This window comes from Gilvibacter sediminis (genome assembly GCF_028561565.1).
Lineage (GTDB): Bacteria > Bacteroidota > Bacteroidia > Flavobacteriales > Flavobacteriaceae > Gilvibacter > Gilvibacter sediminis.
The window spans coordinates 91,090-107,701 of sequence record NZ_JAQQTE010000022.1 but is presented as its reverse complement, the minus strand read 5'-3'; the positions used below and the strand labels follow the sequence as shown (position 1 = coordinate 107,701).

The 16,612-nt window shown below is 45.6% G+C and carries 8 protein-coding genes; 7 read left to right on the top strand and 1 reads right to left on the bottom strand.

The genetic code is table 11. The features are described 5' to 3' along the window. Window positions 1-4 precede the first annotated feature (4 nt). The 7 genes from POW22_RS12620 (at window position 5) to rluF (ending at window position 16,066) form a co-directional block, all read left to right on the top strand. A complete protein-coding gene (locus tag POW22_RS12620; protein WP_272833076.1) occupies window positions 5-2,707 on the top strand; it encodes a T9SS type B sorting domain-containing protein in 2,703 nt (900 codons plus the stop codon). 35 nt (window positions 2,708-2,742) lie between these two features. Next, window positions 2,743-5,148, top strand: a complete 2,406-nt coding sequence (locus tag POW22_RS12615; protein WP_272833075.1) for a T9SS type B sorting domain-containing protein — start codon at window positions 2,743-2,745, stop codon at window positions 5,146-5,148. Between the two features lie 187 nt (window positions 5,149-5,335). Then, the gene (locus POW22_RS12610; protein WP_272833074.1) at window positions 5,336-8,758 is read left to right on the top strand and encodes a T9SS type B sorting domain-containing protein; all 3,423 of its coding nucleotides are present in this window, start codon (window positions 5,336-5,338) and stop codon (window positions 8,756-8,758) included. Between the two features lie 120 nt (window positions 8,759-8,878). Continuing rightward, a complete protein-coding gene (locus POW22_RS12605) occupies window positions 8,879-9,319 on the top strand; it encodes a hypothetical protein (protein WP_272833073.1) in 441 nt (146 codons plus the stop codon). A gap of 4 nt (window positions 9,320-9,323) precedes the next feature. Continuing rightward, window positions 9,324-13,181, top strand: coding sequence for a T9SS type B sorting domain-containing protein (locus POW22_RS12600; protein WP_272833072.1), 3,858 nt, complete (start codon window positions 9,324-9,326; stop codon window positions 13,179-13,181). A gap of 123 nt (window positions 13,182-13,304) precedes the next feature. Further along, window positions 13,305-15,302, top strand: a complete 1,998-nt coding sequence (gene uvrB, locus POW22_RS12595) for an excinuclease ABC subunit UvrB (protein WP_272833070.1) — start codon at window positions 13,305-13,307, stop codon at window positions 15,300-15,302. 2 nt (window positions 15,303-15,304) lie between these two features. Further along, complete coding sequence (gene rluF, locus POW22_RS12590; protein ID WP_272833069.1) at window positions 15,305-16,066, top strand: 23S rRNA pseudouridine(2604) synthase RluF; 762 nt, start codon at window positions 15,305-15,307, stop codon at window positions 16,064-16,066. Window positions 16,067-16,155: 89 nt separating this feature from the next. On the opposite strand, the gene POW22_RS12585 is transcribed toward rluF, so the two are convergent. After that, window positions 16,156-16,590, bottom strand: coding sequence for an Hsp20/alpha crystallin family protein (locus POW22_RS12585; protein ID WP_272833068.1), 435 nt, complete (start codon window positions 16,588-16,590; stop codon window positions 16,156-16,158). Window positions 16,591-16,612: the final 22 nt, after the last annotated feature.

The window sequence follows — 16,612 nt, the reverse complement described above, 5'->3', positions numbered from 1 at the left end:
TGCAATGAAAAAGCTATTATTCTTCACCTTACTGCTGTTTGGCTGTGCGCTTAATATTCAAGCGCAAGGGGAAGCTGCTAATTGGTATTTCGGATCGAGGGCGGGATTGAATTTCAACACCAGTCCTCCTACTCCTTTGACCGATGGCGCTTTGGAAACCTTAGAAGGTTGCGCTACCATCAGCGACAGCGCAGGGAATTTGCTTTTTTACACCAACGGCACCCTAGTTTGGAATAGGGAGCATCAGGTAATGCCCAACGGTTCTGGCCTCTTGGGAGAAGACACCTCCACGCAATCGGCTATCATTGTTCCCAATCCGCAGGAACCCAACCTTTATTATATTTTTACGGTGGATGGTTTGTTCCCTGGAGAAAATGATCCAAGCGCGCTACGCGGTTTGAACTATTCCACTGTGAATATGGATCTCGATGGGGGTTTAGGCGATGTGGTGACCTCAGAAAAGAACATCAACCTCCTCCCTACCAATTCAGAGAAAATTACAGCGGTACGCAATGCCGACTGCGAATCCATTTGGGTGATCACTCATTTTGTGGATCGCTTCTATGCTTATGATGTGGGCAGCGGCGGTGTGAATCCAGTTCCGGTTGAATCCATCGTAGAACCCGAAGTGCCGCTCATTGGCTACCGAGACAATGCTTTAGGATATTTGAAATCAAGCCCAGACGGCAGTAAATTAGCCATTGCTCACGCCACTTTAAATGAAAACCCTGCCAGTGATGCAGGATCTCCAGGAGCCTTGTTTGTATACGACTTTGACACCGCAACAGGTGTTGCCTCTGGCGGACTCGATCTGGATGTAAACGGTAATTCACCTTATGGTTTGGAGTTTTCTCCAGATTCCAATCTGGTCTATACCTGCGCTGGGGTTTATGACAGTGACGGTTTTGATTTTGGCGAAGTATATCAGTTTGACCTCACGGCACCAGACCCATCAGCCACGCGAACGATCTTAAGCACCAATGATAATTCTACAGGAGCTTTGCAGCTGGGTATTGACGGACGTATTTATAGAGTGATCTTGAATCAAGCATCTTTGGATGTGATCAATGAGCCCAACACCCCAGGTACTGGAGCGAACTATCAACGCGCCGCAGTATCTCTTGGAGGGCGCACGGGTAACTTCGGATTGCCACCCTTCATTCAATCGCTCTTCTTAAATACTGTAGACATCATTCAAAACGGAGAATCAGCGACAACCTTGAATCTTTGTGAAGGAGACAGTTTCACGCTTATTGCCCCAGAGATTCCCGGAGCGACCTATGTTTGGACCTTAGACGATGTAGTTCTTCCCGAATCTGATTTTGACTTGGAGGTCAGTACTTCTGGGCTGTATCGGGTAGAGATCGACCCAATGAATGGCGAGTGCCCGATCATTGGTCAGGCCAATGTGGTCATCAATCCCTTACCAGACGCCTTTGACAGCTTGCTCACCCAATGTGACGCCGATGGAAATAATGACGGATTCAGTGTCTTCAATTTGACCGAAGCCATACCAGAACTCACTGGTGGCGCAGAAGGACTAGATGTGAGTTTCCATCAGACTTTATTGCAAGCAGAGAATAACGAATCGCCTTTACCCGAGACGGCCTATACCAACCTGAGCAATCCACAGACCATCTTTGCGCGTGTCTTTGACCAAGCCGGATGCAGCAGTATTGCAGAACTGCAACTAATAGTAGCGGGAGAACAGATTGACGACATCTTTTTAAGTCAATGCGATGATGCTACAGAAGATGGGATCACCGTCTTTGATTTAAGTTTGGCGGAAGCCAGCATTCTGGATGGCTTACCCCCGGACCTCAGCTTGAGTTTCTACGGAAATTTAGAAGATGTACTGGCAGAGACCAACCCGATCACAAGCCCATATACCAATACGGATCCCTTTACGCAGATCATCTACGCGCGCTTGGAGCAAGACAACGATTGCTTTGGAATTGCGCGCATTTTCTTGGAGGTCTATGGCCTCCCCGATATTGTCACTGAAGACGAGCAGCTCTACTGCTTGAATAGTTTTCCTGATACTATTACTCTAGACGTTGGACCAATTACCGATGATGATAGCCCGATAGAAGCTTACAGTTATTTATGGTCAACCGGAGAGATAACGCCAACCATAGCCGTGAATGAGGCTGGTGTGTATTTTGTGGATATCATTAACCCAGAGGGATGCTCTAAAAGACGAACCATAACCGTTGTTGGTTCACGCCCGGCGACCATTGACAGTATTGAGGTCACTGACCTTTCAGAAACAAACACCCTTGTGATCAATGCCAGCGGTCCGGGTGATTACGAATTTGCTTTGAATGACCCTACTGGGCTGTATCAGACTTCTAACATTTTCACCGATATTCCTCCAGGAGTGTATACCGTTTATGTAAGAGACCGTTTGGGTTGCGGAATAAGCGAACAGATCGTCTCTGTTTTAGGCTTTCCCAACTATTTTACGCCCAATGGCGATGGCGTTAATGATTTCTGGCAAGTCTTGGGGGTGCGTCCAGATTTTGAAGCGGGCGCCCAAGTCTATATCTACGATCGCTATGGGAAAATGCTCACAAGACTCAATCCGCTCGGGCCGGGTTGGGACGGTATTTACAACGGCAATCCAATGCCATCCAGCGACTACTGGTTCCGCGTGATCTTTGAAGATGGACGCGAACTACGTTCACACTTTAGTCTCGTCCGCTAAAGAAATATTTATATCTTTAAGAAAATCAGCGAGCTATGAAACTGAAATTCACCTTAGGGCTACTCCTGCTCTTTTGGTACTGCCTGGGCTTTGGCCAGGAAGTCAGTTTGCTCAATCAATTTAACGGCCGTTTTGACTACACGGCTATCGGTAACACCTTAAATACTTCAGAGAATGGCGGCGGAGCTCCTTGCGAGATTCTCACCAGTTCTAGTGCCGATCTTTTTTTAGAACCCGATCAAACGGTGATCAATGCGCTTTTGTATTGGGCTGGCTCTGGAGATGGGGATTTTGAAGTTCAACTCAACGGCAATGAGATCCGTCCGGACAGAACATTCGCTTTAGAATTGGATGAAGCGCGCTCCTTCTTTGCTGCAGTCACCGACGTGACCGAATTGGTTCAGAGTATTGGTAGTGACACCTATACCCTATCGGAATTGGACCTCAGTGAGATCATTGAAACCTATTGCCCCACTGGAACCAACTTTGCGGGATGGTCCATAGTGATCGTATTTGAGGATCCCGATCTACCACTCAATCAACTCAATGTCTACGAAGGTCTGGAGCGTGTACCGGATATGATCAGTATAGAACTGGAAAGTCTAAATGTCTTGGACGATGAAGGCGCTAAAATCGGATTCTTGGCTTGGGAAGGTGATGCCGCATTAAGTGTCACAGAAACTTTGACTATTAACGGAGATGTGATCAGTAATCCTCCGTTGAATCCGGCAGACAATGCTTTTAACAGTACCAACAGTTTTACGGGATCGGACGTGCTTTACAATATGGACATTGATTTTTACAGTATTGAAGACAATATAGAGCCGGGCGATACCTCTGCAGTGATACAACTTACCTCTGGGCAGGATTTTGTGATGATCAACAATATTGTCACCGTGCTCAACAGCCAATTGCCAGATGCTACTGCCACTATTGATAGCGTTGTTGACCCGGCTTGTGGCATACGTCAGCTCGAGGTAGATTTTACCATTTACAATGAAAACAGTACCGACGTTTTACCGGCAGCTACGCCAATTGCTTTTTATGCTGATGCCGTGCTGATCGGCTCCGCAGCCACCGTGACCGAACTCCCCATTGACGGGCAAGAATCACAGAGTATTGTGCTGAATATTCCGGATGTTGTCCCCAATGAATTCAACCTGCGTATTGTTGCAGATGATAACGGCAGTGGCGTCAGTACCGTTGCAGAGCTCAACGAACTCAACAACGAGGCCGAGCTTCCCATTCGTCTTTTAAAATTTCCAGAATTTCCAACTCCACAAAACTTGGAACGCTGTGATGCAGTTGGTGATGAACGTTTTGACCTCAATACAGCAATGACGGGGATTGACGCAGAATTGATTCTGAGCTTTCACGAATCCGAAGCCGATGCCAATTCTGGTGACAACCCTATTGTAGAGCCGTCAAATTATTTACCCTCAAGCAATCCGCAAACCATATATGTTCGTGTTGCCAATGCAGACTGTTTTGTGGTAGACTCCTTTGAAATTGAAGTGATAATATGTCCATTGCCAGACGCGACAGTGAGTTTGCCCGACCCTATAATTGCTTGCCGTGGCAGGGTCTTAAGTTTTGAGCTCAGAGTTTCCAATACAGACGGAACCGCGCCGCTTCCCGCAGGTACTCCGATTGCCCTTTATGCAGATGGAGCCTTTATTTTAGGCTTGGATACACCCACATCAGTTCCTTTAGGTGGTTTTATTGACATCGAGATCAGTTTGATCTTGGATCCAGAGCTCCCGGATAGCTTTAGTCTGCTGGCTGTTGCCGATGATCTTGGAGATGGGAATTCAATCATTGAAGAGTTGGATGAGACCAACAATACCTTTAAATCCAATGTAAATTTCCAAAGCATTCCGCAACTGCCAGAATTGCCCAATCAATTGGCCTGTGATCAAGGATTTGACAGCGCAGAATTCGATCTAACCAATGAGGTTGAGCTTTTACTGCAAGAATTTGGCGGGACCATTCGCTATTACACCAGTGCTTCCGATGCTTTGATCGGGATCAATCCAATTGTAAATACCCAGCGTTTTACAAACACTACAAATCCGCAAGAGATCTTTGTGAGGGTAGATAACGAGATCTGTTTTGACATTAGCAGTTTTGAATTGCGCGTGGAAAACTGTCCGCCTTTAATTCCACAAGGCTTCTCACCCAACACAGACGGCATTAATGACACTTTTGAAATTCAAGGATTGCTGGATATTTTCCCAGATCACCGCTTGGAGATCTATTCGCGTTTGGGGAATCTTATTTTTGTAGGAAGTAATGAAACTGGGCATTGGAACGGCATTCCAAATCGCGGATTGGCCCAATCAAATGAGGTCGTTCCTCCTGGGGTTTATTACTACGTTTTATTTCTTGCCGATGAGAACTTCGATACCTTGAGCGGATGGTTGTATTTGAATCGAGATTAACTGCGTTTGAGGGGGTATTCAGGCCTCGATTTTTTAACATTTAAGGTCCGTTTATAGGGCTTTTTTTTACCTACATCGTTGAAAACAAAAATTACGTCTAAGTTTTGTTCAATTCTTTTACAGACTTAAAATAATCTCTTACATTTATATTTTAGACATCAATTTATACAATTAACAGCCACCTTCTATGAGAAATTTTACTCCTAGATTTTTTCAATCAATATTTGCACTGGCCTTCCTATTTTTAGGGCTTCAACAGAGTCAGGCGCAGCTCGATGCACAGTTGTCTTTGGACGATGCTTTCGCCAAAGGTAATTTCATTGAAATCGGGATCAACCAAAACGGTACATTCGGGGTCCCGAATGACCAAAACCCCGGACCCCCATACCACGATAGCCGCGAGACCGGTAATGACCTGTTTGGTTTTATCGCTAACCCAACTATGGACGGCTGGGTTGATTATGACGGAGATTTCTTTACACCAGGTTCTCCGGAGGAAGGTTGGGGAATCGAGTACGATGGGGCTGTATGGAATAACAATTTAGCGAGTCCAAACCAAGTTCCTGGAGCAATCAGTGGAGCAGGGATCCTCACCGACCCTTGTTTTGGTGATTTTGCTCAGATTTCTTGGAATGGTTTCATCGATGGAATTGAGATCATTCGTAACTTCTCGGTATCGCGTGACGGTCTTTTCATCAGAATGGAGCAGCGTTTGACTAACTTAGATGCTGTACCAAAGACGAACCTTTACTGGATGAACAATGTGGATCCAGACAACAACCAAACCATTAACGGAACCTTTACGACGGATCAAGAATTGATCGCACAACCTTCTGGTGGTATTGACATTCTAGGTTTCGTTTGTGCTTCTCAAGGACCTCTTGGAGGAACGGATGCCAACGGTTCCAGTGTGTGTTACTACGTTCAGGATGAGCGTGCTCGTGTGACTTACGGTGGTTTCAGTAACCGTGATCCGTCTGACATTTGGAACGGAATTGGTTTTGAGCAAACAGAAGGAGCTACTAACACTGCAGATGAGGCGATCTCTATCGCTTACTTCTTTGGAGATCTTGCTCCAGGAGAATCTGTAAACTTTACTTATTTCTACGTATTTAGAGACTTTACTGGTGGTGGTGTTGACCCGACCTTTATTTCTTTAGCTCCGCAAAGTCCATCAGCTTGTGGTGCCGATGATGGTAGCATTTTAGTTACTGGCTTACTCGGAGACACGGATTACAACATTTCTTATGTAGACGATGGTGTCCCTGTAGGACCAATCACGCTTCCAGCTGATATGACTGGAACTTTGACCATTGGTGGTTTGGATGCTGGAGTTTACACAGACTTTGTTTTCACTAACGACGCTGGATGTTTCTTTGAGAATGCCGGTCCTATCGTAGTGGAAGATCCAGGAGCGCCAACCTTCACGGCTATTGTGAATCAACCTGTAGCTTGTGATATGGACGGTAGCCTTGAGCTTTCTGGCTTAACCCCAGCGACCTCTTACGATCTAACATACACTCAAGATGGAACGGTAATCGGACCAGCCACTGTACTTTCTGATGCTACAGGAAGTATCTTCATTACTGGTTTAGGAGAAGTTACCATCACTGACATTACACTAGAACAAGGAACCTGTAGCTTTACAGATCCAGGTCCTTATACTTTTGAATATCCAGATTTCACTCCAGTAGTGACCACAGCAGATCCTGTGAATTGTGATTCTGACGGATCATTGACCGTTGATGGATTAGCAGCAGATACCACTTATGAGGTAACATACCTATTAGACGGTGTGCTTGTGGGACCAATCACTGTGACTACTGATGCCACTGGGCAGTTCATCATCACAGACTTGGATGAAGGTGTTTACACAGACATTACCATCGTATTGAATGATTGTACCTATACTGCAGCTGGACCGTTTGAATTGAACAGACCTTCATTAGGAGGTGCTACCATTACAGGCGTAGATCCAACAACTTGTGGACCAACAGGACAAGTGATCATTGGCAATGTGTTCCCGAACACCACCTTTGAACTCACCTATACCTTTAACGGAGTACCAGTAGGACCAATCACAGTGACTTCTGATGCTTCTGGTACAATAGTGATCAATGGATTGCTTGCCGGTATTTATGCTGATGGTGTACTTACCTTCAACGACTGTTCTTTCACGCAACCGACTCCAATCGAATTAGTTGAGCCAGATGCTCCTAGCTTCACAGTAACTGCTCAAGATTCTGATGTTTGTGGACCAAACGGTGCACTACTGATAGAAGGCTTGGTTGCCGATACTACCTACAATGTCACCTACACAGTAGACGGAGTGGTAGTTGGACCTTTGTCCTTCACTACGGATAGCTCTGGAAACATTTTGATCACAGGTTTGGATCAAGGTATCTACACCGACGTTACTGTAGAGATCGTAGAATGTACTACAACTCTTGCCGGACCATTTGAGATCAACTATCCAGACGATCCGACATTTACAGTGACTGTAAACGATCCTACTACATGTTCTGCAGATGGAAGCATTGTGATCTCAGGACTTTCTGCAGGCACAACTTATGATGTTTCTTATAACTTTAACGGAACGCCAGTTGGACCAGATGCCTTAACCGCAGACGGTGCCGGAACTATTGTGATCTCTGGCTTGGATGAAGGTGTTTACACAGACATTCTTGTTGATCTAGGGGCTTGTCAAGCCTCTGATGCTGGACCGTACGAGATCATGTACCCAGACAGTCCAACTATTAGTGACCCGGCGGCTTACGAATTGTGTGGAACTCCAGGTGGAGTTGCTGAGTTCGATCTAACCAGCCGTGATAACGAGATCACTGGTGGTGCTTCTGGATTGACTGTAACTTATCACGAGACCCTTGCTGATTCAGAAACTGGTGACAACCCATTGGCTTCTCCATACAGCAACACTTCTAACCCACAAACTATCTATGTGCGTGTGGTAGATGACGTAACCGGATGTGTGAGTAATACAACGCTAGAACTCGTTGCTTTGGTTATTGATCCATTGACTGCTCCGGCTGCAGTAGAAAGCTGTCCTGCCGACGGTGCTTCTGGTTTGACCAATCAATTTGACCTTACTGCATTCAATGCACAATTGGGCGTAGACCTATCAGGATTAACGGTGACCTATCACACCAATTCAGCCGATGCTGAAGACGGTAGCAACCCAATCTCTGGTCCTGAGAGTTACACCAATACAACTACTCCAGAGACTATTTACATCCGCGTTGCTAACGCTGCCGGATGTTTCCAAACAACCTCTGTAGAGATCAGTGTTGTGGCTTGTGAAATTGAAATCCCTCAAGGTATTTCTCCAAATAACGATGGATTCAACGACACCTTTGATATCGGCGGATTGGAACTTCACCCGAACTACGAGTTGAAGATCTTTGATCGTCGCGGATTGTTAGTATACTCTGGAAACTCAAGTACTCAAGAATGGGACGGACGTGCCATTGAGAAAAATGGTGAGTTATTACCTGTAGGAACTTATTTCTACACCCTACAATTGAACGACATGCCTGGAGATCCATTCTCTGATGTTGAACAATTATACTCCGGATGGGTGTACTTGAATTACTAGAAGTTAAGTAACCATAATAATAGAAAGCCTTCAAATTTAGATTTGAAGGCTTTTTTTATCGATAAACGGCAGATTTTCACGGGGATAATTTCCTTAACTTTCCCCTAAAAACTAACCGCCATGTCGCTAACTAAACAAGCCTGCCTAGGGCTGCTTTTGCTTGCCTTTAACCTCCCGGCAATGCAAGCACAGGTTTCTAAACCGAACCCTGCAAAATTTGACCTTTTCATCGCTCAGGTATATACCGGTTCTGGTGCCGATTTCATCAAACCAGATACCCGTCGCTATGCGTATATGAAAGAACTCTTTGAACAGCGAATTTCCTATGTAAAAAGTGAGGCTGAAAAATTAGATCTTGATCGCAATCTCAAATTACTTTCAGAGGTACCCATGTACTCCATTTATAATCCTGGGCTCAGTAGAGAAAGTGGATTCGACCCAGACCAGTTCAATCCTTTCAAATACCAATTCGACTTTTACTCAGCCAAAAAACTGATCTACCGCATTGACGGCACGGATTACCTCATCATAATCGCTCCACAAGAGCGCAAAAATCAATAGTCCTATGAAAACTAAACTACTCCTCTTTTTTCTCGGGCTATTGACTTGTAATGTCATAGCACAAGAGATCAATATGCAAAACGGCAGTTTTAATGTGTGCACCGGTAACTTTTACGATTCCGGAGGACCTGCTGCCCCTTATTCAAATAATGAAACCTTAGTACTCACGCTTTGTGACGATGGTTCTGGCGGTATACTCCAAGTAGATTTCACCAGCTTTACTACAGAAACTCCTAACGACGTATTGACCATTTATGATGGTGCTGACACCTCTGCTCCCGTAATTGGTGATTTTTCGGGTACCAACAGTCCTGGAATTGTACGTCCATCACCGACGAATCCTTCTGGATGTTTGACCTTTGAATTCGTATCGAATGAATTCTTCACCTCCATTGGTTGGGAAGCGCAGATAAGCTGTTGCCAAGAGATTTCAACCACCTTTGACGGTTCTACACCTGCAGCAGTTGGTGGCATCATTGAAGCCGACGTGGATGAAGTCATCACGGTAAACGCTTCTGCTGTCTTTGCAGATTCAGACGCGGGAGCCACCTATGAGTGGGACTTCGGTGACGGAACTGTAATGAGCGGCCTAAGCGCAATGCACGCTTATACCTCTCCGGGCTTATATCCGATCAGCTTTACTGCTACGGACGCAGCGGGATGTGTGGATCAAACTCGAATAGAATTAACAGCGGACATCGAATTTGATGTTTCCGTTGGGAATCCATTTGTAGACGCGGGGCCTGACGTTACCCTAGACTGTTCTTCTGGGGAGATTTGTGCAGACCTAAGCGCTGACTTCCTTTCTATTGGAGAAACAACCACTTATAACGTAGTGCCAATTCCTTTTGACCCACCTTTTTCCTTTAACGGATTAGCCAACAGTTTAAATCCAGACATTGATGACGCTTGGTCGGATGTAGAGGACCTGCCTTTTGATTTTTGTTTCTTCGGAGGAGCAGAGACCCAATTCCAAGTAGGGTCCAACGGGGTTATTCGTTTTGAAGTGGATGGTTCAGACACTTCCAACGGTTGGTCATTTGATGAAGATCTGCCCAATAATGACAATCCAACCTTAGGAGAAGCGAACATCTTTACCCCTGGACATGACATCAATCCTGCAACCAGTGATTTTGAGGAGATCGGTTATGAGGTCTTGGGAACGGCGCCAAATCGCGTTTTGGTCGTGTCTTATTTTGAAGTGCCCATGTTCTCGGCCAGTTGTGGTGATCTACTAGCTACACAAATGGCAGTATTGTATGAAACCACCAATATTATTGACGTATACATCCTAAACAAACCAACCTGCGAGACTTGGAATGACGGTAACGCCGTTTTAGGGATACAGAACAATGAAGGCACAGAGGCCTTTGTTCCGCCCGGGAGAAATACTTCCGATTCGCCGTGGACCACGGAATTTGAAGCCTGGCGCTTTATTCCAGACGGCCCGAGTGTGACCAGCATTACCTGGTTGGATGAATCTGGCGCTGTGGTTGGTGATACCGCAAATATTACGGTCTGCCCGACAGGCACACAAACCTATACTGCTCGTGTGGATTACCTAAACTGTAATGGAGAGACAGTAACTGTAGAAGATACCGTTACCGTCACTACCAACGCTACTTTCAGTTTCAACCTTGGTGAGGATATAGGAACTTGTGATACCGACCCGATTACTTTAGATGCCGATACAGGCACTGCTGGTGTGACTTACCAATGGTTCCTAGATGACGCACCTATCGTTGGGGCTACGGATCCAACTTACGACGCCACTACTACGGGAAGTTACCGCTGTGAGGCCACAGATGGAGAATGTACTGTTGCCGATACGGTGATTGTGACCTTCTTTAATACTCCAGTGGCAAATACACCTACGGATCTTACGGTTTGTGATGACGATAATGATGGTTTTGCCGAATTTGATCTAACCTTAGCAGATGCAGAGATCATCGCGGGGCAGCCCGATACTTTTGTGACTTATTATGTCTCAGAAGCTGATGCTTTAGCAGGTGTAGCAGGTACAGAGCTGATCATGCCTTATACCAATACTGAGAATCCTCAGGTAGTTTGGGCGCGCATTGAGAATTCAGGCGGCTGTTTTGATATCGTTAGCTTTACCATTACGGTATTGGATTCTCCTGAGATCAATGACCCTATCACTACCTATGAGTTGTGTGACGATGAAGTTGCCGATGAGATTACGGTTTTTGATTTGACTTTCTGGATCTCAGAGATCACAACAGAAACTGGTGTGGATATTACTTTCCACGAAACAGAGGCTGATGCCGATGCAGGCACAGGAGCCATTGCAGACCCTACGGCTTATTCAAATGTGGTGAATCCGCAGCTTATCTGGGTGAGAATCGTGAATCCTACCACAGGTTGTTTTACTATTGGAAGCTTTGCAATAACCGTAAATGAAGGCCCGGCGACCACTGCACCAGAGGCCTATGAACTCTGTGATATGCTGCCTTTTGATGGCATTGAGCCCTTTGATCTGACTTCCCGTGATGCTGAGATCACCGGAGGAGCTGCTGGAGTTACAGTAAATTATTATTTAACGGAGGCAGATGCCGCTTCTGGAGATACCTCCTTGGCTTTAAGCAGTCCGTATTCGAATGTTGCGAATCCGCAGAACGTCTTTGCACGTGTTGAGGATGATACCACAGGGTGTTTCAGTATTGAATCCTTGACCCTTATAGTTTTGGATGGCCCAGTGATCGTCGAACCGTCTCCATTAGAACTGTGTGACCAGAACAATCCCGGTGATGAGATCGAAGCCTTTGACCTTAACTCCAAAGACTCAGAGATTACAGGCGGTGATGCCAGTTTGGAAGTTAGCTATCATGAAACCGAAGCCGATGCTGAGGCCGGAACAGCTGCATTAGTGAGTCCGTACACCAACACGAGTAATCCACAAACGGTTTACGCTCGTGTCACAGACCCCTCCACCGGTTGTTTTAGTACTACGGAATTGACTTTGGCAGTTTTGGCTGTTCCTACATTGATTGCACCGGAACCACTTTTAGAATGCAGTAATGATGGTCCTACAGCTACATTTGATCTTGAACCCTTGATTGCTGTAGTAAGTGGTGGCGATGCTGACCCCGATCTGTTTGCGACCTTCCATAATAGTGAAGCTGACGCTGCTAGCGGAGACAATCCATTGCCATTGAATTACACCAATACAAGCAATCCTGAGATTGTGTATATCCGTGTCACCAATACTGCCACAGGCTGTTTCAACACCACCACCGTGGAGTTACAGGTTGATGTGGTTCCCGCTTTGGCTGTATTGGACTTTATTGAGCTTTGCGCGACAGGTTCGGACGGAACAGCGAGTTTTGACCTAACCTCTTTAATCGAGGCTATTGGCACTACGGAAGTTCCGTTGGAATACACCTATCATACCACTTCAGAAGATGCAGAAAACGGCAATAACCCCATTAGCGATCCTTCAAATTATACCATTAATGGTGACGTTGGAACGATCTACATACGCGGAACCTCTGCCAATGGCTGCTACGCCGTTGGTTTGGCAGGTTTTAGCATTATTAGTTGTGCTGTAGAGATCCCACAAGGTATTTCGCCAAATGGGGATGGTTTTAACGATACCTTTGCCATACTTGGTTTGGAAAATCATCCAAATTTTGAACTTAAAATCTTTGATCGCCGAGGCATCATGGTCTATAGTGCCAATGCAAGCACAGATCAATGGGACGGTCGAGCAGCAGCTCAGAATGGGGAGTTATTACCTGTGGGAACATATTTCTACACCCTTCAACTCAACGATGCGCCAGACAGCTCACAATCCGCAGAAACCCAACAACTCTATAGCGGTTGGGTGTATCTGAATTACTAATGACCTTGACCAAAGTGTCATCTTAATAAATAAAAACGGCTCGTATCAATACGGGCCGTTTTTGTTTTTTATGCCCTGAAAAAGTGGTAATTTTAAGGTCCGATTCGCGGAGAGAAAAAGCCTATGAAATTCACTATTGTTTCTGATTTTAAGCCGACTGGAGATCAACCTGAAGCCATCAAAGCCTTGGCTGAGGGGATTGAAACCGGAGAAAAGTACCAAACACTTTTGGGGGTCACCGGTAGTGGAAAAACTTTTACCGTAGCCAATGTCATTGAAGAAGTACAGCGACCCACGCTGGTACTGGCTCACAACAAGACTTTGGCAGCTCAGTTGTACACCGAATTCAAGCAATTCTTCCCCAACAATGCGGTGGAGTATTTTGTATCCTATTACGACTACTACCAACCTGAAGCCTATATTCCGACTAGTGGAACCTATATTGAAAAGGACCTCTCCATCAACGAAGAAATTGAGAAGCTGCGTTTGAGCGCCACCTCTTCCCTGCTTTCGGGTAGACGCGATGTGATTGTGGTGGCATCCGTGAGTTGTCTTTACGGTATTGGAAACCCGATCGAGTTTCAAAAGAACGTGATCAAACTGGAGCAAGGAGAAATGATCTCCCGCACGGCTCTTTTGCACAAATTGGTTCAAAGCTTGTACTCAAGAACAGAGGCTGAGTTCAACCATGGGAATTTCAGGATTAAAGGAGATACTTTGGATGTCTATCCCAGCTATGCGGATATCGCTTTTAGAATTCATTTCTTCGGAGATGAGATTGAAGAGATCGAAGCCTTTGACCCAAGCAACAACAACCTTATTGAGCGCTACGACCGCTTGACGATCTACCCGGCCAATATGTTTGTGACCTCTCCAGATGTGCTGCAAAATGCCATCCACAACATCCAAGATGATCTGGTGAAGCAGGTGGATTACTTTAGAGAGATCGGTAAGCCATTAGAAGCAAAACGCCTGGAAGAACGCACCAACTTTGACCTAGAAATGATACGCGAACTGGGCTATTGCTCCGGTATTGAGAATTATTCGCGCTATTTGGACGGCCGCGAACCCGGAACCCGTCCCTTCTGTTTGTTGGACTACTTCCCAGACGATTATTTAATGGTGGTGGATGAGAGTCACGTGTCTATTCCGCAGGTAAGTGCCATGTATGGAGGTGACCGTTCTCGTAAAGAGAATCTGGTGGAATACGGATTTAGACTGCCCGCAGCCATGGACAACCGTCCATTAAAGTTTGAAGAATTCGAAGCGCTTCAGAATCAGGTGATCTATGTGAGTGCAACGCCTGCGGATTATGAATTGGGTAAATCAGAAGGAATTTATACCGAACAGATCATCCGCCCTACAGGCCTATTGGATCCGGTGATCGAGATCCGTCCGAGTTTACACCAAATTGACGATCTTATTGAAGAGATTCAACTGCGCGTAGAAAAAGACGAACGCGTTTTGGTAACTACTTTGACCAAACGCATGGCAGAAGAACTCACTAAATACCTCACGCGTATTCAGATCCGTTGTCGTTATATTCACAGTGATGTAGACACCTTGGAACGCGTAGAGATCATGCAGGATCTGCGCATGGGTCTTTTTGATGTGCTCATTGGAGTGAACCTTTTACGTGAAGGATTGGACTTACCGGAGGTGTCCTTGGTAGCTATTTTAGATGCGGATAAGGAAGGTTTCTTAAGATCGAATCGCTCTTTGACGCAAACCGTAGGGCGCGCAGCACGAAACATTAACGGAAAGGCCATTATGTATGCAGACACGATTACTCGGAGTATGCAAGAAACCATAGACGGTACCAATTACCGACGAGCAAAGCAGATCGCCTATAACGAGAAACACGGCATTACACCAACGGCGATCAAAAAGTCTTTGGACAATGCTTTGACTAAAGAAAAGACCGAACGTTTTACCTTTGATACCGCGGAAGAATTGTTGCAAGAACGCCCGGAAGAGTACTTGACCAAACCTCAGATAGAAAAGCGCATTCGCGATACGCGCAAGGCCATGGAAAAGGCCGCAAAAGAGTTGGATTTTATGCTCGCTGCTAAATTGCGTGATCAGATCAAGCAGTATCAGAAAGAAATGGAAACCCTCTAATAATGGAGCACGCAGCAGACAGCATCCGCATTAATAAAGCCTTAAGCGAACAAGGATTTTGCTCGCGCCGTCAAGCTGACGCTTTGATCGAGCAAGGTCGGGTGACCATCAATGGCCGGAAAGCGGTTTTGGGAGATCGTGTTCTGCCCGATGATGAGATTCGTGTAGATGGAAAATCGGCCAATAAAAAAGAGGACGATGTCTTTATCGCCTTTAATAAACCCGTAGGTATTACCTGTACAACGGATGAAAGCATTCCGGGAAATATCATCAGTTATATCAACCACAAGGAGCGCATTTTTCACGTGGGTCGCTTGGACAAACCCAGTGAAGGCCTGATTTTTCTAACCAACAACGGTGATATCGTCAACAAAATACTTCGCGCCGGGAATCAACACGAAAAGGAATACATCGTTACTGTAGACCGCCCAATAACTGAGGAGTTTGTGAGACGCATGGCTGGAGGGATCCCAATTTTGGGAACCGTTACTAAAAAGTGCAAGGTGGAACGTCTGAGTCGATTTGTCTTTAAAATCATCTTAGTGCAAGGCCTCAATAGACAGATCCGCAGAATGTGTGAATACTTAGGCTATGAAGTAACCCGTTTGCAACGGGTCCGCATCATGAATATTACGCTAGATGGTATTCCTGAAGGTAAGTGGAGAGACCTCACTGCTAAAGAACTCCAAGAGATCGAGGCCATGGTGAGCACCTCTTCTAAGGTGGCCGCCGCTCAAACTCCACGCAGACGCCGCAGACGTTAGTCACCAAAAAAAAGAAGTCAGACCCCAATTGCAAAGATCTGACTTACTACAACTAACTAACCAAATTTCCTAATAGAGTCTTAGGATAACTATGAAATTGCAATTGTGCGCTTTTGAGACAGCTGAGCCTCTTTGTTCTTAGGAACAACAATGGTCAAAATACCATCGGTATAGGCTGCTGAGATCTCGTCTTGTTTTACATCTTCTGGAAGACTGAAGGCGCGGCTAAAGCTTGAACGACTAAACTCCTTGCGCGTATAGCGCTCCTTCTCATCTTTGACTTCTGATGTATTCTCAACTGTTGATGATATGGTTAGCACATCATCTTCTAGGTTGATATTAAAATCTTCTTTTTTAAAGCCTGGGGCCGCCAAGGACACTTGAAAATCATCTTCGGTTTCTTTAATGTTGGCTGCCGGCAGGGCGGCTCTTTGTCCTCCCCATACATCCAAGCGATCATTTAAAAACAGATCGTCTAATAGTAAAGGGAATCCAAATCGTGTATTTCTTTTAACTAAACTCATAACATGAAAAATTTATTTACGT

Coding starts and splice junctions, on each gene's coding strand:
- rluF (WP_272833069.1), top strand. CDS start 15,305: ATGGAGCACGCAGCAGACAGCATCCGCATTAATAAAGCCTTAAGCGAA.
- POW22_RS12620 (WP_272833076.1), top strand. CDS start 5: ATGAAAAAGCTATTATTCTTCACCTTACTGCTGTTTGGCTGTGCGCTT.
- POW22_RS12605 (WP_272833073.1), top strand. CDS start 8,879: ATGTCGCTAACTAAACAAGCCTGCCTAGGGCTGCTTTTGCTTGCCTTT.
- POW22_RS12600 (WP_272833072.1), top strand. CDS start 9,324: ATGAAAACTAAACTACTCCTCTTTTTTCTCGGGCTATTGACTTGTAAT.
- POW22_RS12615 (WP_272833075.1), top strand. CDS start 2,743: ATGAAACTGAAATTCACCTTAGGGCTACTCCTGCTCTTTTGGTACTGC.
- POW22_RS12610 (WP_272833074.1), top strand. CDS start 5,336: ATGAGAAATTTTACTCCTAGATTTTTTCAATCAATATTTGCACTGGCC.
- POW22_RS12585 (WP_272833068.1), bottom strand. CDS start 16,590: ATGAGTTTAGTTAAAAGAAATACACGATTTGGATTCCCTTTACTATTA.
- uvrB (WP_272833070.1), top strand. CDS start 13,305: ATGAAATTCACTATTGTTTCTGATTTTAAGCCGACTGGAGATCAACCT.